This is a genomic window from Amycolatopsis sp. cg13, from assembly GCF_041346965.1.
In the GTDB taxonomy this organism is placed as follows: Bacteria; Actinomycetota; Actinomycetes; order Mycobacteriales; family Pseudonocardiaceae; genus Amycolatopsis.
The window spans coordinates 7,323,961-7,347,586 of sequence record NZ_CP166848.1 but is presented as its reverse complement, the minus strand read 5'-3'; the positions used below and the strand labels follow the sequence as shown (position 1 = coordinate 7,347,586).

The 23,626-nt window shown below is 68.8% G+C and carries 21 protein-coding genes; 5 read left to right on the top strand and 16 right to left on the bottom strand.

What is annotated here, in order from left to right:
- Positions 1-98 precede the first annotated feature (98 nt).
- The 7 genes from AB5I40_RS34515 to AB5I40_RS34485 form a co-directional block, all read right to left on the bottom strand.
- Positions 99-962: an SDR family oxidoreductase gene (locus tag AB5I40_RS34515; RefSeq protein WP_370934360.1), complete on the bottom strand. Its 864-nt coding sequence runs from the start codon at positions 960-962 to the stop codon at positions 99-101.
- Between the two features lie 60 nt (positions 963-1,022).
- Positions 1,023-1,532, bottom strand: coding sequence for a GNAT family N-acetyltransferase (locus AB5I40_RS34510; RefSeq protein WP_370934359.1), 510 nt, complete (start codon positions 1,530-1,532; stop codon positions 1,023-1,025).
- Positions 1,533-1,602: 70 nt separating this feature from the next.
- Positions 1,603-2,760, bottom strand: coding sequence for an acyl-CoA dehydrogenase family protein (locus tag AB5I40_RS34505; protein ID WP_370934358.1), 1,158 nt, complete (start codon positions 2,758-2,760; stop codon positions 1,603-1,605).
- On the bottom strand, positions 2,757-4,742 hold the full coding sequence (locus AB5I40_RS34500; RefSeq protein ID WP_370934357.1) for an acetyl-CoA carboxylase biotin carboxylase subunit: 1,986 nt from the start codon (positions 4,740-4,742) through the stop codon (positions 2,757-2,759). Before AB5I40_RS34500 ends, AB5I40_RS34505 begins: the two co-directional genes overlap by 4 nt.
- 5 nt (positions 4,743-4,747) lie before the next feature.
- Entirely contained in the window at positions 4,748-6,361 is a 1,614-nt protein-coding gene (locus tag AB5I40_RS34495; RefSeq protein WP_182890063.1) for a carboxyl transferase domain-containing protein, read from the bottom strand.
- Positions 6,362-6,557: 196 nt separating this feature from the next.
- Positions 6,558-7,055, bottom strand: coding sequence for a hypothetical protein (locus tag AB5I40_RS34490; RefSeq protein ID WP_086024916.1), 498 nt, complete (start codon positions 7,053-7,055; stop codon positions 6,558-6,560).
- A gap of 52 nt (positions 7,056-7,107) precedes the next feature.
- Positions 7,108-7,698 (bottom strand): TetR/AcrR family transcriptional regulator, encoded by a 591-nt coding sequence (locus AB5I40_RS34485; RefSeq protein ID WP_370934356.1) that lies wholly within the window; start codon positions 7,696-7,698, stop codon positions 7,108-7,110.
- Positions 7,699-7,893: 195 nt separating this feature from the next.
- Here AB5I40_RS34485 and AB5I40_RS34480 point away from each other — a divergent pair, with 195 nt between their 5' ends.
- Positions 7,894-8,664: an SGNH/GDSL hydrolase family protein gene (locus tag AB5I40_RS34480; RefSeq protein ID WP_370934355.1), complete on the top strand. Its 771-nt coding sequence runs from the start codon at positions 7,894-7,896 to the stop codon at positions 8,662-8,664.
- 60 nt (positions 8,665-8,724) lie between these two features.
- Here the strand turns inward: AB5I40_RS34480 and AB5I40_RS34475 are convergent, their stop codons facing one another.
- Positions 8,725-9,852 (bottom strand): homoserine O-acetyltransferase, encoded by a 1,128-nt coding sequence (locus AB5I40_RS34475; protein WP_370934354.1) that lies wholly within the window; start codon positions 9,850-9,852, stop codon positions 8,725-8,727.
- Positions 9,849-11,156, bottom strand: coding sequence for a bifunctional o-acetylhomoserine/o-acetylserine sulfhydrylase (locus AB5I40_RS34470; protein WP_370934353.1), 1,308 nt, complete (start codon positions 11,154-11,156; stop codon positions 9,849-9,851). The genes AB5I40_RS34475 and AB5I40_RS34470 overlap by 4 nt, the downstream gene beginning before the upstream one ends.
- A 171-nt stretch (positions 11,157-11,327) precedes the next feature.
- Here AB5I40_RS34470 and AB5I40_RS34465 point away from each other — a divergent pair, with 171 nt between their 5' ends.
- Positions 11,328-11,816 (top strand): hypothetical protein, encoded by a 489-nt coding sequence (locus AB5I40_RS34465; protein ID WP_370934352.1) that lies wholly within the window; start codon positions 11,328-11,330, stop codon positions 11,814-11,816.
- 70 nt (positions 11,817-11,886) lie between these two features.
- A complete protein-coding gene (locus AB5I40_RS34460; RefSeq protein ID WP_370934351.1) occupies positions 11,887-13,455 on the top strand; it encodes a PucR family transcriptional regulator in 1,569 nt (522 codons plus the stop codon).
- Here the strand turns inward: AB5I40_RS34460 and AB5I40_RS34455 are convergent.
- Both AB5I40_RS34455 and AB5I40_RS34450 read right to left on the bottom strand, forming a co-directional pair.
- Positions 13,424-13,876 (bottom strand): pyridoxamine 5'-phosphate oxidase family protein, encoded by a 453-nt coding sequence (locus tag AB5I40_RS34455; protein WP_370934350.1) that lies wholly within the window; start codon positions 13,874-13,876, stop codon positions 13,424-13,426. The two genes, AB5I40_RS34460 and AB5I40_RS34455, sit on opposite strands and share 32 nt — an antisense overlap.
- A complete protein-coding gene (locus AB5I40_RS34450; protein ID WP_370934349.1) occupies positions 13,873-14,814 on the bottom strand; it encodes a zinc-binding dehydrogenase in 942 nt (313 codons plus the stop codon). The genes AB5I40_RS34455 and AB5I40_RS34450 overlap by 4 nt, the downstream gene beginning before the upstream one ends.
- A gap of 189 nt (positions 14,815-15,003) precedes the next feature.
- Between AB5I40_RS34450 and ald the strand changes: the two genes are divergently transcribed.
- Positions 15,004-16,119: an alanine dehydrogenase gene (gene ald / locus AB5I40_RS34445; protein ID WP_354747344.1), complete on the top strand. Its 1,116-nt coding sequence runs from the start codon at positions 15,004-15,006 to the stop codon at positions 16,117-16,119.
- A gap of 523 nt (positions 16,120-16,642) precedes the next feature.
- The gene (locus tag AB5I40_RS34440) at positions 16,643-20,398 is read left to right on the top strand and encodes an ABC transporter ATP-binding protein (RefSeq protein WP_370934348.1); all 3,756 of its coding nucleotides are present in this window, start codon (positions 16,643-16,645) and stop codon (positions 20,396-20,398) included.
- 125 nt (positions 20,399-20,523) lie between these two features.
- On the opposite strand, the gene AB5I40_RS34435 is transcribed toward AB5I40_RS34440, so the two are convergent.
- From AB5I40_RS34435 to AB5I40_RS34415, 5 genes are all read right to left on the bottom strand, one after another.
- A complete protein-coding gene (locus AB5I40_RS34435; protein ID WP_370934347.1) occupies positions 20,524-21,285 on the bottom strand; it encodes an ABC transporter permease in 762 nt (253 codons plus the stop codon).
- Positions 21,282-22,052 (bottom strand): ABC transporter ATP-binding protein, encoded by a 771-nt coding sequence (locus tag AB5I40_RS34430; protein WP_370934346.1) that lies wholly within the window; start codon positions 22,050-22,052, stop codon positions 21,282-21,284. Before AB5I40_RS34430 ends, AB5I40_RS34435 begins: the two co-directional genes overlap by 4 nt.
- Positions 22,049-22,432 (bottom strand): DUF1048 domain-containing protein, encoded by a 384-nt coding sequence (locus AB5I40_RS34425; RefSeq protein ID WP_370934345.1) that lies wholly within the window; start codon positions 22,430-22,432, stop codon positions 22,049-22,051. Before AB5I40_RS34425 ends, AB5I40_RS34430 begins: the two co-directional genes overlap by 4 nt.
- Positions 22,422-22,763: a PadR family transcriptional regulator gene (locus AB5I40_RS34420; RefSeq protein ID WP_370934344.1), complete on the bottom strand. Its 342-nt coding sequence runs from the start codon at positions 22,761-22,763 to the stop codon at positions 22,422-22,424. Before AB5I40_RS34420 ends, AB5I40_RS34425 begins: the two co-directional genes overlap by 11 nt.
- Before the next feature lie 180 nt (positions 22,764-22,943).
- On the bottom strand, positions 22,944-23,216 hold the full coding sequence (locus tag AB5I40_RS34415; protein ID WP_370934343.1) for a hypothetical protein: 273 nt from the start codon (positions 23,214-23,216) through the stop codon (positions 22,944-22,946).
- Between the last annotated feature and the right edge of the window lie 410 nt (positions 23,217-23,626).

Here is a 23,626-nt window from a genome sequence, read left to right as displayed (position 1 = left end):
GCCTCCTGGAACTCGTCGTCTGCCGGGCATCTTGCCGTGCGCGCGGGCGCGGCATCAACACGCCACTCCCGCAAGCACCCGGCAAGCGCACGTCCACCTCAGACGCTCCCACCAGGCGGGACGGACGGCGCGCTCCGGGCAGCCCGGCTCTCGTACTCGGCGCGCTCGGGCGAATGCGCGGCGGACGCCAGCAATTGATCGCCGCCGAGCGCACGCACCAGCCATTCGCCGAACGCGCGCGGGAACAACCGCGTGATCCGGCCGGTCAGATCGAGCGATTTCGGCACGAATACGTCGAACTTCGGCCGCTCCAGCGCGTCGACGATCGCCGCCGCGACGTCTTCCGGCCCGACCGATTTGATGAACCGCGCTTCGCCCAGCCCCGACGCGAGCTCCGTGCGCACCACGGCGGGCATCACGCACGACACCTCGACGCCGGTGCCGCGCAGCTCCAGATGCACCGCCTCGGATAGCCCGACCACGGCGTGTTTCGTAGCGCAATATGTGGCCGCTCCGGCGAATCCGGACTTTCCGGCCATCGACGCCACGTTCACGATGTGCCCGCGCCCGCGCGGCTTCATCCGTTTGACGGCCTCGCGCGTGCCGTGCACGACCGCGTGGACGTTGATCTCCAGCAGCCGCCGCGTGGCCGCGTCGTCCTCCTCGTCCAGCGGCGAGAGCGGCATGATCCCGGCGTTGTTGATCAGCACGTCGATCGGCCCGATGGTGCTTTCGACGTCGTCCAGGAACGCGGTGAAGGCGGCCGTGTCGGTGACGTCCAGCGGCGACGCGACCACGTCCGGACCCAGCTCACCAGCGGTTTTCTCGGCCCGGACCCGGTCGAGGTCGCCGAGCACGAGCCGGGCGCCGCGCCGGTGCAGCGCGGCGGCGGTGGCCGCCCCGATGCCCTGCGCGCCGCCCGTGACGACGACGACCTTTCCGGAGAGCGGCTGCCTGGCCATGGCGGACTCCTCGGTCTATTGACACTTAGCCAATATCGTCCTCCGGATCAGTCCGGGCCGCTATCCCCCAACCCGTTGCTCGAGAACCTGGCCGAGCCAGCCGTCGACGGTGAACTGCTCGGTCGGCTTGAAGCCCTGGCTCTCGTAATAGCGCGGCAGATCGCCGTCGCCGCCCGCCCAGCAGTCGACGCGCACGAGGTCGATCCCACGCCGTTTCGCCTCGTCCATCGCGTGCCGCAACAGCCGCGAACCGACCCGATGCCCGGTGAACTGGCGGGAAGTGATCAGCAGCCGGACGTACAGCTCGGGCTCGTCGACCTGCGGCGCGTACGGCATCGCTTGGCCGAGAATCAGCGCGCCCGCGGGTTTTCCGTCGATCTCCGCCATCCGGAGCTCGGGATCGGCCGCGTACTCGCGCACCCGCTCGACCCGCTTCGGGATGCTGCTCCACGGCTTTGTGCCCCATTGGCCCGCGCTGCCCCGCGCGACCAGCCATGCGACGGCGGCGTCGAAAAACCCCAGCAATACGTCTGCGTCTCCGGCAACCCCAGGCCGGATAGTGAACTCCATGGCTCCACAATAAGGACAGGTGAAGCAGCGCCGCCGGGACTCCGCCCGGACGCCCCGGCGGCGCTGGGTCTCAGGCGCCGACCCCGAGGTGGCGCGCGATCAGCATCTTCTGGACCTCGCTGGTGCCCTCGCCGATCTCCAGGATCTTCGCGTCGCGGTAGAAACGGCTGACCGGGAATTCGTTCATGAAGCCGTATCCGCCGAAGATCTGCGTGGCGTCACGGGCGTTGTCCATCGCCGCGTTCGACGCCACCAGTTTCGCGATCGACGCTTCCTTCTTGAACGGTTCGCCGCGCAGCATCTTCGACGCCGCCTGGTAATACGCCAGCCGCGCGGTGTGCGCACGCACTTCCATGTCCGCGATCTTGAACTGAATGGCCTGGTACTCGCCGATCCGGTGGCCGAACGCGACGCGGTCCTTCGCGTACTTCAGGCATTCGTCCACACAGCCCTGCGCGAGACCGACGCTCAGCGCGGCGATCGCCACCCGGCCCTCGTCCAAAATGGACAGGAACTGCGCATAGCCGCGGCCCCGTTTGCCGACCAGGTTCTCGGCGGGCACCCGGACGTCCGAAAAGGACAATTCGTGGGTGTCCGAGCAGTTCCAGCCGACCTTCGAGTACTTCGGGGCCACCGCGAAGCCCGGCGTGCCGGACGGGACGATGATCGCCGAGATCTCCTTGCGGCCGTTCTCCATCACGTCGGTGACCGCGGTGACGGTGACCAGCTTCGTGATGTCGGTGCCGGAGTTCGTGATGAACGCCTTGCTGCCGTTGATGATCCACTCGTCGCCGTCGAGCCGGGCGCGCGTGCGGGTGGCCCCGGCGTCGGAGCCGCCGCCCGGTTCGGTGAGGCCGAATCCGCCGAGCGCCTCGGCCGTCGTCAGCATGGGCAGCCAGGTTTCCTTCTGCTCCTGGGTGCCGAAGCGGTAGATGGGCATCGCGCCGAGCGAAACCCCCGCCTCCAGCGTGATCGCGACCGAGGAGTCGACCCGCGCCAGCTCCTCCAGCGCGAGGCACAGCGCGAAGTAGTCCCCGCCCATGCCGCCGAATTCCTCCGGGAACGGCAGGCCGAACAGGCCCATGTCGCCCATCTTGGCGACCAGGTCGTACGGGAATTCTTCCTTCTCGTACAGCGGGCCGATCACCGGCGCGACCTCGGCCTGCGCGAAGTCCTCGACCGTCTTGCGGAGCGCCTCGTATTCCTCGTCCAGCCGGAAGTCGATCACTGCTTCTCCTCTGCTGCGCTCACGACGGCAAGCGTCTCGTCGAGCGCGACCTGCTGGCCGACCCGCACCGAAAGCTCAGTCACCACACCGTCGATCGGCGCGGTCACGGTGTGCTCCATCTTCATCGCCTCGACGACCAGCAGCGGCGTACCCGCGCTCACCACGTCGCCTTCGGCGGCCTTGACCACCAGCACCGTTCCCGGCATCGGGCTCTTCACCGGACCAGCACCCGCCGCCTCGCCGCGCGAGGAGAGCGTGAATTCCTGGTCGGCGAACGCGAACGACTGGCCTTCGCGGGCCAGCCACACTGTCCGTTGTGGACCGTCGGCGCAGCGGTACCGCTCCACCCCGTTGGCCCGGCGCACCTCGAGCAGATCGCCTTCGCGACGGGCGGAAACGCGTACCGGCTCGGCGTCGTCCACCTGCACCGAAGCGTCCGACGGCGTGCCCTCGACCCGCACGACGGCCTGGTTTTCCCCGGTCCGCAAGCGGAAAGTGATCCCGCCGGGGCCGCTGAGCCGCCAGCCGTTCGGGATGTCCCACGGGTCCACGACCGCACCCGTCGGCTGCAGCGAAATCAGCCGATCCATTGCGGCGGCGACGAAAAACCCGGCCGGGACTTCCGAGGAGACCAATTCGGACAGTCGCCGGTCCACCAGTTCGGTGTCCAGCTTTCCGGCGCGGACGTCCTCGTCGGCCAGCAAACCGCGCAGGAACGCGATGTTCGTGCCGAGGCCGAGCAACGCGGTGTCGGCCAGCGCGCGGTCCAGTTTCTGCAACGCCGACGCCCGGTCCGGGCCGTGCGCGATGATCTTCGCCAGCATCGGGTCGTAGTTCGACCCGACCACCGCGCCGACCGACATCCACGAGTCCACTCGCACACCGTCGCCGGAGGGCTCGTGCACGGCCAGCACCGTGCCGCCGGTCGGGATGAACCCGCGCGCCGGATCTTCGGCGTAGACCCGGGCTTCGACCGCGTGCCCGTCAAGGCGCACGTCGTCCTGCGTCAGTCCGAGTGGCTCCCCTGCCGCCACCCGCACCTGCCAGGACACCAGGTCGAGACCAGTCACCATTTCCGTGACCGGGTGCTCGACCTGCAGCCGGGTGTTCATCTCCATGAAGAAGAACTCGTCCGGATTGTGCGCGGACATGATGAACTCGACCGTGCCCGCGCCGACGTAGCCGACCGACCGCGCGGCTTCCGCCGCCGCCGCGCCCATTTTCGCCCGCGTGGCCTCGTCCAGGAGCACCGACGGCGCTTCCTCGATGATCTTCTGGTGCCGCCGCTGCAGGCTGCACTCGCGCTCACCGAGATGCAGCACAGTGCCGTGCGTGTCGGCCAGCACCTGGATCTCGATGTGCCGCGGGGTGGTGACGAACCGCTCCATCAGCAACGTGTCGTCGCCGAACGAACTCTTCGCTTCCCGGCGCGCGGACTCGATCGCAGCAGCCAATTCGGACTCTTCGTGCACCAGGCGCATGCCCTTGCCGCCACCGCCCGCGGACGGCTTCAGCAGCAGCGGATAGCCGACTTTCGCCGCCGCTTCGGCGAACCCGCCCTCCGGAATGTCCACATCGGACGCTCCGGGCACCACCGGAACCCCGGCCGCGGACACCGTGGCCTTCGCCCGGATCTTGTCGCCCATCTTGTCGATCGCTTCCGGCGGCGGGCCGATGAACACCAGCCCGGCCTCCGCGCAAGCCCGCGCGAACGCGGTGTTCTCGGCGAGGAAGCCGTACCCGGGATGCACCGCCTGCGCGCCGGTTTCCTTTGCCGCCGCGACAATCGCCGGGATCGACAGATAGCTCTTCGCCGCTTCGGCCGGGCCGAGGCGCACCGCGGTGTCGGCCTCGCGCACGTGCTTGGCATCGGCGTCCGCGTCGCTGTACACCGCGACCGAACGGATACCGAGCGCACGCAGCGACCGGATTACGCGAACCGCGATCTCGCCGCGGTTGGCAACCAGAACAGTCTCGAACACGCTCATCACATCCGGAAGACGCCGTAGTTGACCTCGGGCAAGGGCGCGTTGGCCGCGGCCGACAGCGCGAGCCCGAGCACCGTGCGGGTGTCCGCCGGGTCGATCACGCCGTCGTCCCACAGCCGCGCGGTGGAGTAGTACGGGCTGCCCTGTTCCTCGTACTGCTCGCGGATCGGGTCCTTGAAGGTCTCTTCGTCCTCTGTGGACCATTCGCCGCCGCGGCCCTCGATCGCGTCGCGGCGCACCGTCGACAGCACCGACGCCGCCTGCTCGCCGCCCATCACGGAAATCCGCGCGTTCGGCCACATCCACAGGAAGCGCGGCGAATACGCCCGGCCGCACATGGAGTAGTTGCCCGCGCCGAAGGAGCCGCCGATGATCACGGTGAACTTCGGCACCCGCGCGCACGCCACCGCGGTCACCATTTTCGCGCCGTGCTTGGCGATGCCCCCCGCCTCGTACGCGCGCCCGACCATGAAGCCGGTGATGTTCTGCAGGAATACCAAGGGAATCGAGCGCCGGTCGCACAGTTCGATGAAGTGCGCGCCCTTCATCGCGGACTCGGCGAACAGCACGCCGTTGTTCGCGATGATGCCGACCGGGTGGCCGTGGATGTGCGCGAAGCCGGTGACGAGCGTCGAGCCGTATTCCTTTTTGAACTCCGCGAACCGGCTGCCGTCGACGACGCGGGCGATGACCTCGCGCACGTCGTACGGGGTGCGCGAATCCGTCGGCACCACGCCGTACAGTTCGCGTTCGTCCGCGGCGGGCGGCTCGATCGCCTTGACGTCCCACGGCCGCGGCGTGCGCGGGCCGAGAGTGGAGACGATGTCGCGGACGATGCGCAGCGCGTGCGCGTCGTCGTCCGCGAGGTGGTCGGTGACGCCGGACTGGCGCGCGTGCACGTCGCCGCCGCCCAGTTCTTCAGCGGTGACGACCTCGCCGGTCGCGGCCTTCACCAGCGGCGGGCCGCCGAGGAAAATGGTGCCCTGATTGCGCACGATGACCGCTTCGTCGCTCATCGCCGGAACGTACGCGCCGCCGGCGGTGCACGAGCCGAGCACGGCGGCGATCTGCGGGATGCCGCGCGCGGACATGGTGGCCTGGTTGTAGAAGATCCGGCCGAAGTGCTCGCGATCCGGGAAAACCTCGTCCTGCCGAGGCAGGAACGCGCCGCCGGAGTCGACCAGGTAAATGCACGGAAGGTTGTTGTGCAGCGCGACTTCCTGCGCCCGCAGGTGCTTCTTCACCGTCATCGGGTAGTACGTGCCGCCCTTGACCGTGGCGTCGTTCGCGACGATCACGCATTCGCGGCCGGACACCCGCCCGATCCCGGTGATGATGCCCGCGGACGGGGCTTCGTCGTCGTACAGCCCGGTCGCGGCGAGCGGGGAAAGCTCGAGGAACGGCGATCCCGGGTCCAGCAGCGTGTCCACCCGGTCGCGCGGCAGCAGCTTGCCGCGTTCCACATGGCGGGCGCGCGACTTCTCCGGCCCGCCGAGCCGGGCGGCGGCGAGCCGCTTGTGCAGATCCTCGACCAATTCGCCGTGCGAGGTGACGCTACGGGTGAAGGTGTCGCTGTTCGGATCCGCGGAACTGCGCAGTACCGGCGTGTCCATGACTCTCCGTCGAGACGTTAGCGGTCGTTAACTCCGGACCCGATGTTAGTGGCCGTTAACCCCGCTGTCCAGTCCAGCCCACAGCGCCCCAATGTGGCATTGGGTGCATGTGACGCACCCAATGTGGCGTTCGGTGCGTCTGACGCACCCAATGCCACATTGGGGCGGCCACGAGTGAGTGAAGAGAAGGCGGCGGTCAGCCCGCTACGGCGTCCGAGATCCAGCCGGCCACCGGCAGATCCCGTTCGAGGCATTCGACCGACAGTCGGATCGTCCAGCGCAACGCCTGCAACAGCAGGCTGTCCACCTCGTTCGGGGCAGCGCTCGCCAACGCGATCTCGACCTGTTCGCGGGCGGCGGCGGTATTGCCGTGCACTTCGGCGAGCAGCGTGCGGACAGCGGTGCGGACCGGCGGATCGGCCTGGTCGATCGAAACCTCTTCGCCCGCCTCGTCGAAAACCTGCACCTTGACCGGGGCGGTGCCGCCGTCACCGAGCGTGGACACCATCGCGCTGCACTCGCCGAAGAGCAGCAGCATCAGCTCTTTCGTCTCCTCGTCGCGTTCGCCCGGCTCCTGCGACGAGGGCGTGACCTCTTCCAGCGCCTCCGTGTCCTCGCCAAGACTGATGGCGACGAGCGCGCGCTGTGCCTTCTCGACGAGCCGCTGCTCGCCCTCGCTCCGGTCCGCGGTCACGTGCCTATCAAACACCAGACCGGCGGTCGGCGGGATACCCCGGATCGCGGCCTCAGCCCGCCGCGGAAAGGGCGCCCAGCGCGAGCCGGCACAGCAGATCGGCGAGCGCGCCGTCACCGAGATGGCGGTTGTAGGGCGTCGAGTTGATCAAGCCGAACACGGCGTGTGCCGCCGAGCGCGCCTGGCGTTCGCCGAGGCCGGGCACAGCTTCGCGAATCGCCCGCACCCACACCTCGACGTACTGCCGCTGGAGCGCGCGCACCTGCTTGCGGTCACCGTCGGTGAGATTCGCGAGATTGCGCTCCTGCACGGTGATGAGCGAGGGGTGGTCGAGCGCGAAGTCGACGTGGAACCGGACGAGCGCGGCGAGCAGCTCGTCCGGGGTGCCGCCCGCTTCGGCGCGCTGGGTGCCGCCTTCGAGCAGGTAGTGGCTGATCGAGTTGAGCATTTCCCCGAGAATCGCGTCCTTGCTGCGGAAATGCCGGTACAGCGCGGGACCGGAGATGCCGACGGCCGCGCCGATGTCGTCGATGCCGACGCCGTGGAAACCGTGGTGGGCGAACAGCTCGGCGGCGGCGGTGAGGATCTGTTCCCGTCTGTTCGGCTTCGCGCCGTTCACCAGTGGGAGGGAATTCGCCGACATCCGCACATAGTAGGTCCCGCGGTTAGCGAGCGCTAACTTCCCGCCCTACTTCCTGCTTGAGCCAAGTGGACGCACCCGGATTTCAGGGGTGTCTCGTGGGGATTGCACCTGGTAAAGCTTTACCGCGTCAAGCTGTCACGACAGGAGTGACCTATGGCTGCAACCACCCGTCAACCATCACGACGCATCCTTCGGATGTGCGCGGCCCTGGGGGTCGCTCTCGCTGCCTCGCTCGGCTTCGCCACCGGTGCGAGCGCTGCGTCGCAAAACTACGTCGCGCTCGGCGACTCCTACTCCTCCGGAGTGGGCGCCGGGAGCTACGGGGATTCCGGCAGCTGCAAACGCAGTGCCAACGCGTACGGCCAGCTGTGGGCCAACGCCCACTCCGGCACCAATTTCACCTTCCTCGCCTGCTCGGGCGCGAAGACCGGCGACGTGCTGAACCAGATCAGCTCGATGCCGTCCAACGCCACCTTGATCACGCTCACCGTGGGCGGCAACGACGCCGGCTTCACCGACGTGATCAAGACGTGCACGCTGGGAAGCGACCAGACCTGCGTGGACCGGGTCAACACCGCCAAGACGTATGTCCAGAACACCCTGCCCGGCTTGCTGGACAAGGTGTACTCGGCGGCCAAGAGCAAGGCTCCCGGGGCTTCGCTGGTCGTTTTGTCCTACCCGCGCTTCTACACCGTGCCGGGTTCGTGCAGCGTCGGGCTGAGCGACACGAAGCGGTCGGCGATCAACTCCGGGGCGGACACGCTGGCTTCGGTGATTTCGTCCCGGGTTTCCGCCGCGGGCGGGAAGTTCGTGGACGTCCGGTCGGCGTTCGTCGGGCACAACATCTGCTCGGCGGCCAGCGACTACCTGCACAGCTTGACCTGGCCGGTGGACGAGTCGTACCACCCGACTGCCGCCGGGCAGCGGGGCGGCTACTACTCGCCGCTGACCTCGGCGATCGGCTGACGTTTCGCTGAGATTCGGGAAGGCCGCCTTGAGTTCGCTCAAGGCGGCCTTTCTCGCGGCTCAGCCCAGCAAGGTCTTAACCAGCGCGGCGATCTGCTCGGTCTCGATGAGGAACGAGTCGTGGCCGTAAGGCGAAGCCAGCATCGTGGCCTCGCCGCCGACTCCCGCCGCGATCTCGTGCGACTGGTACGGCGGATAGAGCCGGTCGCTGTCCACCGCAGCGACCACTGTGCGCGCGGTGACCCGGCCCAAGGCGGCGGCGACCCCACCGCGGTCGCGGCCGACGTCGTGGGTGTTCATGGATTCGGTGAGCACCACGTAGGAACCCGCGTCGAAGCGGTGGACGAGCTTGTCCGCGTGATGGTCCAGATAGGACTCGACCGCGAATCGCCCGCCGGCCAGCGGATCTTCGTCCGGCTGCGGCCGGTTCCCGAAACGCGTCTCCAGTTCGGGTTCGCAGCGATAGGTGACGTGCGCGATCCGCCGGGCCACACCCAGTCCGCGGTACGGGCCTTCAGCGGCGGTGTAGTAGTCGCCGCCTCGCCAGGCCAAGTCGCCTCGGATCGCGTGGAGTTGGGGTGCGGCCCAAGCGATTTGCTCGGCGGACGCGCGCGCGGTCGAAGCGAGAACGAGCGCCGAGGCGACACGATCGGGTTGAGTTACGGCCCATTCGAGAGCCCGCATCCCGCCCATCGAACCGCCCGCGACGGCGGCCCAGCGTTCGATGCCGAGCGCGTCCGCGAGTGCCGCTTCGGCGTTTACCTGATCCCGGACGGTCAGAGCCGGGAATCGGCTGCCCCACGCCTCACCGTCCGGGGCGAGCGAGGACGGGCCTGTCGACCCCTGACAGCCGCCGAGGACGTTAGGGGCCACGACGAACAGCTCGCCGGTGTCGAAAGCCTTGCCGGGACCGATCAGCCCGTCCCACCATCCGGGACTCGGATGTCCGGGTTCGGCGGGACCGGCGGCGTGGCTGTCACCGGTGAGAGCGTGCTCGATGAGGACGGCGTTGGACCCGTCGGAGTTGAGCGTTCCCCACGTTTCGAACGCGAGGGTATAGCTGGGCAGGCTGGCGCCGGCCTCCAGCGCGAGTGCGCCGGGGCCGGTGAACCAGTGCCGTCTGCCGGGTGGGTCCCCCGCCCGCCACGCGCCGGTGACGGGCGGAAGACTCGCGCCGGGATCGGTCACAGCGCCGCCTTGGCAGCTCGGAAGCCTGCCTCGAGGTCGGCCTTCAGGTCCTCGATTCCTTCCAGTCCGACGGCGAGCCGCACGAGACCCGGGGTGACGCCGGCGGCGACCTGCTCCTCGGGGCCGAGCTGGCTGTGCGTGGTCGACGCCGGGTGCACGATCAGGCTGCGCACGTCGCCGAGGTTCACCAGCTGGCTGTGCAATTCGGTGCCGTCGACGAACTTCCGGCCCGCCTCGACGCCGCCGCGCAGCTCGAACGACAGCACCGCGCCGGCACCGCGCGGCAGGTACTTCTGCGCCGCCGCGTGATACGGGCTCGACGGCAGACCGGCGTAGTACACCTTCTCGACTTCGTCGCGCTCTTCCAGCCATTCCGCAAGAGCCAGCGCGTTGGCGGAGTGCCGCTCCACGCGCAGCGACAGCGTCTCGATGCCCTGCAGGATCAGGAAGCTGTTCAGCGGGGCGATCGCCGCGCCGGTGTCGCGCAGGATCTGCACGCGCGCCTTCGCCGCGAACGCACCCGGGCCGAGCGCCTCCCAGTACTTGAGACCGTGGTAGCTCGGGTCGGGCTCGTTGAAGCCCGGGAACCGGCCCGGGTCCTTGCCGAAGTCGAATGTGCCGCCGTCGACGAGCACGCCGGCGACCGTCGTGCCGTGACCGCCGAGGTACTTCGTCGCCGAGTGCACGACGATGTCGGCGCCGTGCTCGATCGGGCGAACCAGGTACGGCGTCGGCACCGTGTTGTCCACGACCAGCGGGACACCGACCTCGTGGGCGACGTCGGCGACCTTGCGGATGTCGAGCACGGCGCTGCTCGGGTTGGCCAGCGTCTCGGCGAAGAACAGCTTGGTGTTCGGCCGGACCGCGGCCCGCCACTGCTCCGCGTCGTCCTGGTCGTCGATGAAGGTGACCTCGATGCCGAGCTTCGGCAGCGTGTAGTGGAAGAGGTTGTAGGTGCCGCCGTACAGCGACGGGCTGGTGACGAAGTGGTCGCCGGAGTTGGCCAGGTTCAGGATCGCCGCGGTGACCGCCGCCGAACCGGAGGCGAACGCGAGACCGGCGACGCCGCCTTCGAGGGTGGCGACGCGCTGCTCCAGCACGTCCTGAGTCGGGTTGTTGATCCGCGTGTAGATGTGGCCGGGCTCGGCGAGGCTGAAAAGGTCGGCCCCGTGCTGAGTGTCGCGGAAGACGTACGAGGTGGTCTGGTAGATCGGCGTCGCGCGAGCGCCGGTGGCCGGGTCGGGCGCCGCCCCCGCGTGGATCTGCTTGGTCTCGAAGGACCAGCTCGTGGTGTCTTCCGGCATGTGCTCGCTCCTAGCGGTCGGGATCGGGTCGGCTGGGCGCCGACGCTAACCAAGCCGGACGAACCGCCCAACTGCTCTCACGAGATGAGAGTCCTACGCACCCGTACGTATGAACAAGTGCCGAGCGCTGACGGACGACGCGACCCTGCTGCGGCGCGCACGCTGAGCCGCATGGACTGGAGAATGCGCCCGGCGACCCGGAAGTGGTTCCTGTTCGGCCACGTCGTCACGTCGGTCGGCTGGATCGGAGCCGAACTCGCGGTGCTGATCTGCAGCATTCTCGCGATCGCCGGCTTCGACCCGGTGACCACGCGCAGCGCGAACGTCATCGCCGGGATTCTCGCCAGCACGCTCTATTTCCCGGCCAGCCTCCTCGCGCTGGCGACCGGTGTCGTCCTCGGGCTCGGCACGAAGTGGAAGCTGGTCCGCTACCACTGGGTGCTGTGGAAACTGCTGGCGACCCTGGCCCTGTTCGGCGGCGGAAACCTGCTGGTGGTCCCGTCTTTCGTGGCACACGGCGAGCAGGCGTCGCGGGGCGAGATCGTGGGGGCGAGCGCGGTGGCGGGGACGGGGGCGATGAGCGTCGGGCTGACGCTGTTGCTGGGGGCGACGCTGGTGTCCTACTTCAAGCCGTGGCCGAAAGTCGGGCGCGCTAACTAGTGCCGCGGGTGGCGAAACCGGTGCAGTCTTCTACCGTTCCAGCAAGACGTCAGAAGCGCTGGAGGTAGCTGTGGTTTCGGTGCGCAGCGTCGTGGACCGGGTCGGTCCCACGCTGCTCCACGCGCTTCTCGTGCCCGAAGGCTGTCCCGCGGTCGGCGACGTGGTGATCGCCGAGCCCGGTGCGGAGTCCGCCATCGCCGCCGGTGACCTGGTGCTCGGCGTCGCCACGATCGAGTCGGCTGACGCCGCGGAGCTCGTCCGGGTGAGCGCCGGCCGGGGTGCGGCGGCGGTGCTGCTGAAACCGCCGTTGGCCGCGAAACAGTCGGTGCGGCGGGCGGCGAAGTCGGCTGGGATCGCGTTGATCCAGGTGCACGCGGCGACGTCGTGGGCCCAACTGGTCTGGCTGTTGCGCACGGTTCTGGACGCGCTCGCCGACGAATCCGAAGCTCTCGAAGAGGGCGGCGACCCAGGTTCCGGCGACCTCTTCCGGCTCGCCGACGCCGTGGCCGCCGTGGTCGACGCCTCGGTGACGATCGAGGACACCAACTCGCGCGTCCTCGCCTACTCCGCGCGCCAGGACCTCACCGACCCGGCCCGCGTCGCGACGATCATGGGCCGCCGCATCCCGGACGACGTGCTCGCCCGGTTCCGTTCGCGTGGCGTTTTCCGTGAGCTTTCCCGTGGCCGACAGACAATTTTCGTTCCAGCCCAACGCGACGGCACCCTGCCGCGGCTGATCGTGCCCATCCGGATGGGCGGCGAACTGCTGGGCTCGATGTGGGCCGTCGTGCCCGGTCCGGTTTCCGAGGAACGCGCGGCAGCTTTCGCCGACGCCGCCCCGGTGGTCGCGCTGCATCTCTTGCGGCGACGCGCACACACGGACGCCCAGCGGCGAGCTTCCGCCGAATTGCTGCGCGCGGTCTTGGAAGGACAAGTCCCGCCACGCCGGGTGGTCGCCGAACTGGACCTGTCCGACGAGCCGCACCGAGTCGTCGTCGTGGACGTCAGCGGCGGCGACAGCCGGGACGCCGAAGGGCTGTTGCTGGCTTTGCTGGAACGGATTTCGCAAGGTTTCGGACGCCGTCCGGTCGCGGCTGAGCTGGGCGGGTTGCTGTACGTCGTGGTCCCGGATCGCACCGGCGAGGGCGGCTGGCCGGAACTGCGAGAGGCGCTGCTCTCCCAACCCGCTTCCCGCCGAGGCGGCTTGCCTCGCGCGGCTGCAGGTGCGCCGGGCGATCCGACCGCGCTGGCCGCATCGCGAGCCCAAGCGGACGAAGCACTAGGCCTGCTGCGGGCAGGACTGGTCGAGGGCCGCGTCGTGGCTTACGACGAAGCCTGGACCGCGCTGGTCCTGCACCGCGCCGCCGCCGGAGCAGCGGCGGCGCAGGTGTCAGAACTCGGCCCGCTCGGCGTGCTGCGCGCGCACGACGAGACGAGCAACGCCGGATACGTCGACACTCTCTACGAATGGCTGCGCCACCCCGGCGACCCCCGCGCCGCCGCGGAACGGCTGCGCATTCACCCGAACACGTTGCGGTACCGGATGAAACGGCTCCTCGAATTGGTCCCGCTGAACCTGGACGACCCCGACGTCCGGCTCGCCCTGCTCACCCAGCTGATCGCACTCCGCTGGAGCTGACCTGGTAGCTGAGATCGTTGGCCCGCAACGATTCCGGTCGCATCCGGATCCACACCGTGCCGCGCTCGGCCGGGTCGTCCAGGAGATACGCGCGGAACCGCGGATCCCACGCGGACTCGTCCGGACCCAGATACCGCACCAGTTTCCGGCGTCCCCGAGGCACGTCGAACGGCTCGACCTCGGCTTGTCCGCGAGCGATCACCTGACGCACCAAGCCGGTCGCGAGATCGCAGACGTCCACTGTCACCGCGAGCCGCGGCTCCGCGCGCACCCGATCGGGCAGCCGCGACCACGGACCGCTGAGGATCCAGAACGCGCCTTCCTCCCAGAGATACCAGGTGGGCCGGACGGTCGGACCCGCAGTGGCGACCCGTGCGGTCAGCGGCTGCGCGAGGAAACTGTCGACGTCGAAATCGGTCACGCGATCAACAACGTCTTCCCGATCGTCCCCCGAGATTCGATCGCCGCGTGCGCATCAGCCGCCCGCTCCAACGGAAACCGCTGCCCGATCACCGGAGTCAACTGCCCAGCCGCAGCCGCCTCCAACGCCGATTCCGTGTACCCGCGCATAGCCGCCGCATCACCAATCGACCGAACCAGCTTCACCCCACGCGCCGCAGCGTCCTCTTCGGACACTTCCGCCCACGAACCGCTTGCCAGCCCGTAAATCGCCATCCGCCCACCAGGCCGTACCAGAGAGAACGCAGCCGTACCAACAGCACCTCCCACACCGTCGAACACCACATCCACCTCCCCAGCCAACGCAGTCCACTCCGGATCCGTGTAGTCGACCGCGAGGTCCGCACCCAATTCCCGAGCCCGGGCAACCTTTTCCGCCCCGCCAGCCGCAGCCACGACCTCCGCACCAGCAGCCTTCGCCAACTGCACCAAGAGACTGCCAACCCCTCCCGCAGCAGCCTCCACAAGCACCCGTTCCCCCGGTGCCACGCCGGTCGCATGCACCAACCCGGTCGCTGTACGGCCGTCGGCCAGCAGCGCGACTGCCGCATCAAGACTCAGCGCCTGCGGCACCGGAAACACCAACGCCGCGTCCACGACCACGCGCTGGGCGTAACCACCGCTGCCGCCGGTCGACGTCACTACGCGTTTCCCGACCAGCGCCGGATCCACGCCCTCCCCGGCGCGGCTGATCACACCCCCGACGCCGTTGCCGGGCACCATCGGCAGCGCGCCCGCGAACGGCCCGTTGCCGGTCGCCCGGAACTGCGTTTCCACGAAGGTCACGTTGGCGAACGCCACCTCGATCAGCACCTGCCCCGGTCCGGGAGCCGGATCGGGAGCGTCCCCCGCCTCCAGCACCGCCGGACCGCCGAACTCCCGCAGCCACACCGCTCGCATGTAAGCCCTTCCTCGAGTCTCCGCCATGAGCCAGCCAACTACCTCAAGTGCGGTCGAGGTCAAGTGCGTTGTCCTGGCAGCACTACTGACCCCGCGCAAGACTGTGGCGGCGGAATGATGACACCGCCGTCCGGGTAGATCACCGTGAGTGGCAACACCTTCGACAGAACCGCCGCCAGGAGGCCAGCAGTGCGCATCGCCGTTCCCCGTGAGATCAAGAAGCACGAGTACCGGGTCGCGTTGACCCCGGCCGGCGTGCACGAACTGGTCGGTCGCGGGCACGACGTCTTCGTCGAGACGGGTGCCGGGACCGGGTCGTCCATCACGGACGAGGAGTACGTCGCCGCGGGCGCGAAGGTGCTCGCGACGGCGGACGAGACGTGGTCCGAGGGCGAACTCGTGCTGAAGGTGAAGGAGCCGATCGCCGAGGAGTATCCGCGCCTGCGCAAGGATCTGGTGCTGTTCACCTACCTGCACATCGCCGCGGACCGGCCGCTGACCGACGCCCTGCTGGCCGCGGGCACCACCGCGATCGCCTACGAGACGGTGCAGAAGCCGAACGGCGCGCTGCCGCTGCTGGCCCCGATGTCCGAGGTCGCGGGCCGGCTGGCCCCGCAGGTCGGCGCTTACGCACTGATGAAGCCGAGCGGCGGCCGCGGCGTCCTGCCCGGCGGCATCCCCGGCGTGCACCCGGCCCGCGTGGTCGTGATCGGCGGCGGCGTGGCGGGCCTCAACGCCGCCCGCGTCGCGCTGGGTCTCGGCTCGGACGTGGAAATCCTCGACACGAACGTCGACCGCCTCCGCCAGATCGACAACGACTTCGGCGGCCGCATCCGCACCGTCACCTCGAACCGCCTGTCGGTGGAAGAGTCGGTCCTGGAAGCGGACCTCGTCATCGGCGCGGTGTTGGTCCCCGGCGCGAAGGCCCCCAAGCTGGTCTCCAACGACCTGGTCTCCCGCATGAAGCCGGGCAGCGTTCTCGTGGACATCGCCATCGATCAGGGCGGCTGCTTCGCCGACTCGCGCCCGACCACGCACGACGACCCGACCTACACGGTCCACAACTCGGTCTTCTACTGCGTGGCCAACATGCCCGGCGCAGTCCCGCGCACGAGCACCTACGGCCTCACCAACGTAACCCTCCCCTACGCAGTGCAGCTGGCAGACAAGGGCTGGAAGCAGGCCCTGTCCGCCGACCCCTCCCTCGCCCTGGGCCTGAACACCCACGCAGGCGCCCTGACGAACGCCCCGGTCGCCACCGCCCACAACCTCCCCCACACCCCCATCGAAACCGCCCTGGCGTAACCAGCCAAACACGAAAGCGGCGAGGACCCCCGGTCCTCGCCGCTTTTCTTACGCCACAACTCTTTTTGTACCAACTAGACCCACTAGCCAACCGCCGCCTGAGGCACCGTGGGGGTCCGGGGGCTCGGCCCCCGGGTAATACGACGCCCCTTCCTCGGCGAAGCGCCGCCAGGCGCGAGCAGAGGAAGGGAAGAAGGGGCGACCCGCTCAACCAGCCTGGGGGTCACTGGGAGCGGGTCGCCGTGTACTAGCTTAAAGAACATTGGGCGGGAGCGCTCGCCCGGGGGTGGATTTGGCCGGGGTTCTTCCCCGTGACCAGGTGAACGTTCAACCTTCTTCCTTTGGCCGTCGGACCAGGCTTTCCCTGCTCCATGCGGCTTCCAGGGTCCTTCGGAACCCGCTGGCGTGCCCTTCGTCACCTCTGCTCCGAGACGGCTTGCGACCGCGCCGGTTGTGCCCGTTTGGTCCGGGCAGGCGGTTCGCCGGGGAATAAATTGTCGGTGCCGCTCCCTAACCTTGTGATGTGACCACCACTGCGACGCCCGCGCGTCAAGACCGTCCGCTCGCTGAGACGGCGCCCCGGCCGGTCGGCTGGGTGCGCCGGTTGTCCGCTGCCTGCTGGGAGCACCGCGGCGTTGTCGTGCTCGCGATGACGGCGGCGATCTTGAGCGTCGGCGTGCAGGCGGCGAGTCCGTTGCTGGTGCGGTCGGCGGTGGACGACGCGGTGGCCGGGCACACGTCGCAGCTGGCCGGGCTCGCGGTGGGGCTGGTGGCGTTGCAGATCGTCGCGTTCGGCTCGGCGTTCCTGCGCCGGTATGTCGGCGGGCGGCTGGCGCTGGACGTGCAGCACGATCTGCGGAACCGCGTGTTCGGCGCGGTGTCGCGGCTGGACGGCGGGAAGCAGGACGCGTTGCGCACCGGGCAGGTCGTGTCGCGCGCGATTTCGGATTTGCAGCTGGTCACCGGATTGCTGATGCAGGTGCCGTTGTCGGCGGGCTCGGTGATTTTCGCGGTGCTCGCACTGGGCGCGATGCTGTGGATGTCGCCGCTGCTCACGCTCATCGCGCTGGTGGTCGCGCCCGCGGTCGGGATCGTCGTGGCGCTGAGCAGGCGGCGGTTGTTCCCGGCGACCTGGTCGGCGCAGCAGCGCGCGGCGGATGTCGCGCAGCACGTCGAGGAAACCGTCACCGGCGTGCGCGTGGTGAAGGGTTTCGGGCAGGAGGCGCGCGAGGTCGCCCGGCTGGAGCGCACGGCACGAAAGCTTTTCGCGGAACGGCTGCGCGCGGCGAAGCTGTCCGCGTTGCCGACAGCGACCACGTCGGCACTGCCTGCCGCGGGTCAGGTCGCGGTGCTGGCGATCGGCGGCATGCTGGCGCTGAACGGGCAGATCAGCCTGGGCACGTTCCTCGCGTTCGCCACCTATCTCGCGGCGTTGATCGGCCCGGCGCGGTTCTTGTCCGGCCTGGTTGTGCAGGCGCAGCTCACGCGCGCTGGCGCGGAGCGGGTCTACGAGCTGATCGACGCGCAGCCGGAGGTCACCGACAGCCCCGACGCGCGGCCGCTTCCGCCCGGCACGCTGGGCGTGGAACTGAACGACGTGAAGTTCGGCTACACCCGCAGCGACCCTGTGCTTGATGGGCTCACCTTGGAAGCGCGCCCCGGCGAAACGCTCGCACTGGTAGGCACGGCCGGGTCCGGCAAGTCCACGATTTCCATGCTGCTGCCCCGGTTTTACGACGTGCATTCGGGTTCGGTGCGGGTCGGCGGGCTGGATGTGCGCGACGTGCCGCTGAAAGACCTGCGGCAGGCGATCGGCGTGGTCTTCGAGGAAGCGTTCCTGTTCTCCACGTCAGTGCGGGACAACATCGCTTACGGCCGCCCGGACGCGAGCGACGAGGAGGTCTTCGCGGCCGCCCGCGCGGCGGAGGCGGACGAGTTCATCCGCGCGCTGCCAGACGGGTACGCCACCGAGGTCGGCGAGCGCGGTCTCACGCTGTCCGGCGGGCAACGGCAACGTCTCGGGCTCGCCCGTGCGCTGCTCACTGACCCGCGCGTGCTGATCCTGGACGACGCGACGTCGGCGATCGACACCGTCACCGAAGCCGCGATCCACGACACGCTGCGCGCGGTCACCGCCGAGCGCACCACGCTGCTCATCGCGCACCGACGCTCCACGCTGCAACTGGCCGACCGGATCGCGGTGATGGACCAAGGCCGAGTGGTCGACATCGGCACCGAAGAGGAGTTGCTGGCGCGGTGCGCGCTGTTCCGCGAACTGGTCGCCGGACCGGGCGACGACGTCGAAAAACCGCACCGCTGCGACAAGCTTGAGCCCGGCGCGGACGGCACCACCGCAGTCCTGTGGCCGCACGACGAACGCGATGAAGTCGACGCTCTCGCCGAAGCCGCGCGGTCCCGCGGCGGAACACCAGGCGGCGGAAGCGGATTCGCGGGCAGCGGCGGCGCGGACGTGCCACCGACGCCGGAGCTGCTGGAAGGCGTCCGCCGGCTGCCCCCGGCTACTGACCGCCCACGACTGTCCGATGTGGACGTCACGGCTCCGGATCCCGGCTTCCGGCTGTCCCGGATCCTGCGTCCGGTGCGGTGGCCGCTCGCCGGAGTGGTCGGCCTGGTCGCAGCCGACGCACTGGCCTCGCTCGCGCTGCCCGCGCTGTATCAACGCGGGGTCGACCACGGCGTACTGCCCGGGGTGGCGAGCGTGGTGTGGCTGCTGGCCGGAATCGGCGCACTCGTGGTGGCCGCCGACTGGTTCGTGGTGCGCTGGCAAACCCGGCTCACCGCGCGCGTCGGCGAGACGGTGCTGTACTCGCTGCGCGTGCGCAGTTACGCACACCTGCAACGGCTTGGCCTGGACTATTACGAGCGCGAACTGTCCGGCAAGATCATGACCCGGATGACCACGGATGTCGACGCGCTGTCCACGTTCCTGCAGACCGGCCTGGCCACCGCAGTGGTCAGCGCGCTCACCCTGGTGGGCATCACGGTCGCGCTGCTGGTCACCGATGCTGCACTCGCTGTGTACGCGCTAGCCATGCTGCCCATCCTGCTCGTAGCGACGTTCGTGTTCCGTCGGGTCGCTTCGCGCGCGTACAGCGAGGCGCGCGAGAAGGTGAGCGTCGTCAACGCGGACATGCAGGAGAACGTCAGCGGTCTGCGCGTCGCCCAGGCGTACACACGCGAAGAGCGTTCGGCGGCTGTGTTCGCGTCGCGCAGTGACGACTATCGGCGATCGCGGCTGCGCGCGCAGCGGTACATCGCGACGTACTTCCCGCTCGTCTCGCTGCTGTCCGATCTGGCGACCACCACAGTGCTGGTCGTCGGCGCACACCGCGTCGCGGGCGGCACCCTCGAAGCCGGTGTGCTGCTCGGATTCTTGCTGTACCTGCAGCAATTCTTCTCGCCGATCCAGCAACTGTCGTCGGTCTTCGACGGCTACCAGCAGGCCCGCGTCGGCCTGAGCCGCATCGGCGACCTGCTCCGCACGCCGACGTCCGTGCCCGCCGCCGAGCACCCTGTCGAGTTGCCCGCCCGCCTGTCCGGCGAAGTGCGGTTCAAGGACGTCGATTTCGCTTACACCGGTACGGAAAAGCCCGCACTGGAAAACCTGACGCTCGACGTCGCCGCAGGAGAAACCGTCGCATTGGTCGGTGCGACCGGCGCAGGCAAGTCCACCGCGGTGAAGCTAGTCGCGCGCTACTACGACGCCACCGGCGGCGCGGTATTGATCGACGGCGTCGACGTCCGCGAATACGACCTGCCCGCACTGCGCGCCCGGATGGGCGTGGTGCCACAGGAAGCGCACCTGTTCTCCGGCACCGTCGCGGACAACGTGCGATACGGCCGCCCCGAAGCGACCGACGCGGAAGTCGAAGCCGCCGTACGCTCCGTCGGCGCCTTGGACGGCGTAGCCGCGCTGCCCGCCGGCTTCCGCCAACCAGTAGGCGAACGCGGTCGCTCGCTGTCCGCCGGGCAACGGCAGCTCGTCGCGCTGGCCCGAGCCGAGTTGGTCGACCCGGACGTTCTGTTGCTGGACGAAGCCACCGCTGCCCTGGACCCGGCCACCGAAGCCACCGTGCTGCGCGCCACCGAACACCTGGCCCGCCGCCGCACCACCTTCGTAGTCGCCCACCGCCTGGCAACCGCCGCGAAGGCCGACCGAATCGTGGTGCTAGACCACGGCCGCATCGTCGAACAAGGCACACACGCGGAGTTGGTCGCCGCGGATGGCCACTACGCGCGACTGTGGGCCCTGGGATGACGACGACGCACCACGCGAGCGTCGCAACCTATCTGACGCTCGCGTGGTGCCCGACCACAATTACATCGCTGAACAACGCGCACCGAACCGGTCACAGCCGCCGTCGCCGCGAGCGCCGGACCGAGTCAGGAAATCTTCCGCCGATAAATCACATTCGCGAAGACATACGCCACCACCAAAATCCCCACACACCACGCCAGCGCAGTCCAGATCCCGCTCCCCACCGGACGCTCCGCGAACAGATCCCGGATGGTGTTCACGATCGACGTCACCGGCTGATGCTCGGCGAACGCGCGCACCGGCCCTGGCATGGTCCCGGTGGGCACGAAGGCCGAGCTGACGAACGGCAGGAAGATGAGCGGGTACGAGAACGCGCTCGCGCCGTCCGCCGATTTCGCGGTGAGCCCGGGGATCACCGCGACCCAGGTCAGCGCCAGGGTGAACAGCACCACGATGCCGAGCACCGCGAGCCAGGCCAGCGGCCCCGCGCTGGTGCGGAAGCCCATCGCGAACGCGACGAGCACCACGACGGCGACCGAGATCAGGTTCGCGATCACCGACGTCAGCACGTGCGCCCACAGCACCGCCGAGCGGGCGATCGGCATGGACTGGAAGCGTTCGAAGATGCCGCCCTTCAGGTCCAGGAAAAGCCGGAACGCGGTGTAGGCGATGCCGGACGCGATGGTGATCAGCAGGATTCCGGGCAGCAGGTAGGTCACGTACGACTCGGAACCGGAGTTGATCGCGCCGCCGAGGACGTAGGTGAAGAGCAGCAGCATGATGATCGGCGTGATCGTCGTGGTGATGATCGTGTCGAGGCTGCGGGTGATGTGCCGCAGCGACCGTCCTAACAGGACCGAACTGTCGCCGATGAAGTGGTTGCTCATCGCCCTTCCCCCTTGCTTCCGTTGCCGACAAGGGAAAAGAAGGCGTCTTCCAGCGTCGGCTGCTTCTCGACGTACTCGACCTTGGCCGGCGGAAGCAGCTGCTTGAGCTCGGCGAGCGTGCCGTTCACGAGCACCCGCCCCTCGTGCAGGATCGCGATCCGGTCGGCGAGATGTTCGGCCTCGTCCAGATACTGGGTGGTGAGCAGCACCGTCGCCCCCTGCCCGGCGAGTTCCTCCACCGCCTTCCAGACGTCGTTGCGCGCCTGCGGATCGAGCCCGGTCGTCGGTTCGTCGAGGAAAATGACCTGCGGGTCCCCGATCAAGCTCATCGCGATGTCGAGACGGCGACGCATACCCCCCGAATACGTCGACACCTTCCGCGCACCGGCGTCAGTCAACGCGAACCGCTCCAGCAGCCCGTCCGCGATCGCGCCCGGGTTCTTGAGATGGCGCAGCTTGGCGACCAGCACCAGATTCTCGCGCCCGGTAAGGATTTCGTCGACCGCCGCGAACTGCCCGGTGAGGCTGATCGACTCGCGCACGTCCGCCCCCTGGCCGGCGACCGCGAAGCCGTTCACCTCCGCCTCCCCCGCGTCGGCCTTGAGCAACGTGGACAAAATCCGCACGACCGTCGTCTTGCCCGCCCCGTTCGACCCGAGAAGCGCGAAAATACTGCCCCGCGCCACCTCGAAATCGACCCCGCGCAGCACCTCCAGCTTCCCGTACGACTTTCGCAACCCCCGCACCCGAATCGCCGGCGCCGTCATTGCACTCCCCCCGCGGCGCGATCGATTGATTCGGTCAACTTCGCCCGCTCCCGGGAAATCCAGTTCCCCTCGGGATAACTCCGGAGAAACTCTTCCGCGAACTCGACCGGCTCGTCACCGACAATTTCCCGGACGGTCGTCCCGTTCGCCACGCTCTGCTCGAACAGGTCGATGAGATCGTCCAGCATCCGCAGATGACTCTCCGCCGTCCCCGGCCCGAAGTACTGCAGATACCGGTGCAACGCCTTGATCGCCGTCCGATAGTCCGGCGGCAACTCCTCTACGCGTGCCTTGTACCGCCGGTACCGCTTCTTGTCCTCCAGCGGGCCGGTGACCACTTCCAGATAATGCAGATACCTGCTCTTGGATTCATTCCCCATGTTCGATTCCCTCCTTGCGCAGCTGTTCGAGCCGGTCCGAGAGAAACCGCCAGTTCCGCCAGAATTCGTCGAGACTCGCTCTCCCCGGAGCGTTCAGCGAATAAACCTTCCGCGGCGGCCCTTTCTCGGACGGCACTTTCTCGACGTCGACGAGCCCGCGCTGCTCGATCCGCACGAGCAACGCGTAAACGGTGCCCTCGGCGAGATCGGTGAACCCCCGTTCGCGCAACCAGGAGGTGATCTCGTACCCGTAGGCGGGCCGCCCGGCGAGAATCGCGAGGACGATGCCCTCCAAGGTCCCCTTGAGCATCTCCGTCGCCTGCTTGCCCATCGAACGCCCTTCAGCTAGTCAGTAATGCTGAGTACCGGTAGATAGTAACACTGACTACCGGCGGCGGGGAGGGGCATTTCGGGACCGTCGCGGGGAGGCGCGCCAAACAGGCCCGTGCGACGCGGCTACGTCCGGGCAGGACGGGACAGGCAGGACAGGTTCACTCGCGGCGCCGCGAGGTCAGGGCAGTTCGCGCCACCGGAGGTCGCCCCAGCCAGCGGACGTGACGTCGGCCAGCTCAGCCCAGCGAGTCGTCCCCGGACGAACGTGCGTGTCCGAGCCGACGGACCACTCGGGCGCTTCCGGCTCGACGTGCTCGAACTCCTCGATGCCGGACGGGGTGCGCCACACCGCGGTGCAGGAATCGCACATCAACAGGACCGTGCCGTGCTCGGTGACGAGCGGGCGAATCAATCCCTGGTCCCAGAACGACGGACATTCGACCAGCCACATCGCGTCATCACCGCCTCGCCTCGAAAACCGCCGCGCCCGAGTGAGGCCGCAGCCTTTCGACAGCACAACACCGCACAGTGAACGACCCGCTACGCACATCCCAACTCGGCCGGAACAGGCTTGGACGACCACGCACTGCTCCACCAGGACGAACCACCCGGCCGCCTCGGCTGCCAGGGCCACCCGCTTGCCAGACGACACGAGCCCCGCGCCGGTCGACGGACAGCCTGGCGAGGCCCGCACCGACCCCGCCGCCGCTGCGCGCCGCTCGACTTCGCCACAACCCCGCGTCAGCCACCAACTCGCCGCCCAGCCTGATCACACCCCGCGTCAGCCGCCAGCTCGCCACCCGACCTCGTCACAACCCCCGCGTCAGCCGCCAGCTCGCCCCGGCCCGGCGAACGGCCCAC

Coding starts and splice junctions, on each gene's coding strand:
- AB5I40_RS34515 (WP_370934360.1), bottom strand. CDS start 962: ATGGCCAGGCAGCCGCTCTCCGGAAAGGTCGTCGTCGTCACGGGCGGC.
- AB5I40_RS34510 (WP_370934359.1), bottom strand. CDS start 1,532: ATGGAGTTCACTATCCGGCCTGGGGTTGCCGGAGACGCAGACGTATTG.
- AB5I40_RS34495 (WP_182890063.1), bottom strand. CDS start 6,361: ATGGACACGCCGGTACTGCGCAGTTCCGCGGATCCGAACAGCGACACC.
- AB5I40_RS34485 (WP_370934356.1), bottom strand. CDS start 7,698: ATGTCGGCGAATTCCCTCCCACTGGTGAACGGCGCGAAGCCGAACAGA.
- AB5I40_RS34480 (WP_370934355.1), top strand. CDS start 7,894: ATGTGCGCGGCCCTGGGGGTCGCTCTCGCTGCCTCGCTCGGCTTCGCC.
- AB5I40_RS34470 (WP_370934353.1), bottom strand. CDS start 11,156: ATGCCGGAAGACACCACGAGCTGGTCCTTCGAGACCAAGCAGATCCAC.
- AB5I40_RS34465 (WP_370934352.1), top strand. CDS start 11,328: ATGGACTGGAGAATGCGCCCGGCGACCCGGAAGTGGTTCCTGTTCGGC.
- AB5I40_RS34450 (WP_370934349.1), bottom strand. CDS start 14,814: ATGCGAGCGGTGTGGCTGCGGGAGTTCGGCGGTCCGGCGGTGCTGGAG.
- AB5I40_RS34435 (WP_370934347.1), bottom strand. CDS start 21,285: ATGAGCAACCACTTCATCGGCGACAGTTCGGTCCTGTTAGGACGGTCG.
- AB5I40_RS34430 (WP_370934346.1), bottom strand. CDS start 22,052: ATGACGGCGCCGGCGATTCGGGTGCGGGGGTTGCGAAAGTCGTACGGG.
- AB5I40_RS34425 (WP_370934345.1), bottom strand. CDS start 22,432: ATGGGGAATGAATCCAAGAGCAGGTATCTGCATTATCTGGAAGTGGTC.
- AB5I40_RS34420 (WP_370934344.1), bottom strand. CDS start 22,763: ATGGGCAAGCAGGCGACGGAGATGCTCAAGGGGACCTTGGAGGGCATC.
- AB5I40_RS34415 (WP_370934343.1), bottom strand. CDS start 23,216: ATGTGGCTGGTCGAATGTCCGTCGTTCTGGGACCAGGGATTGATTCGC.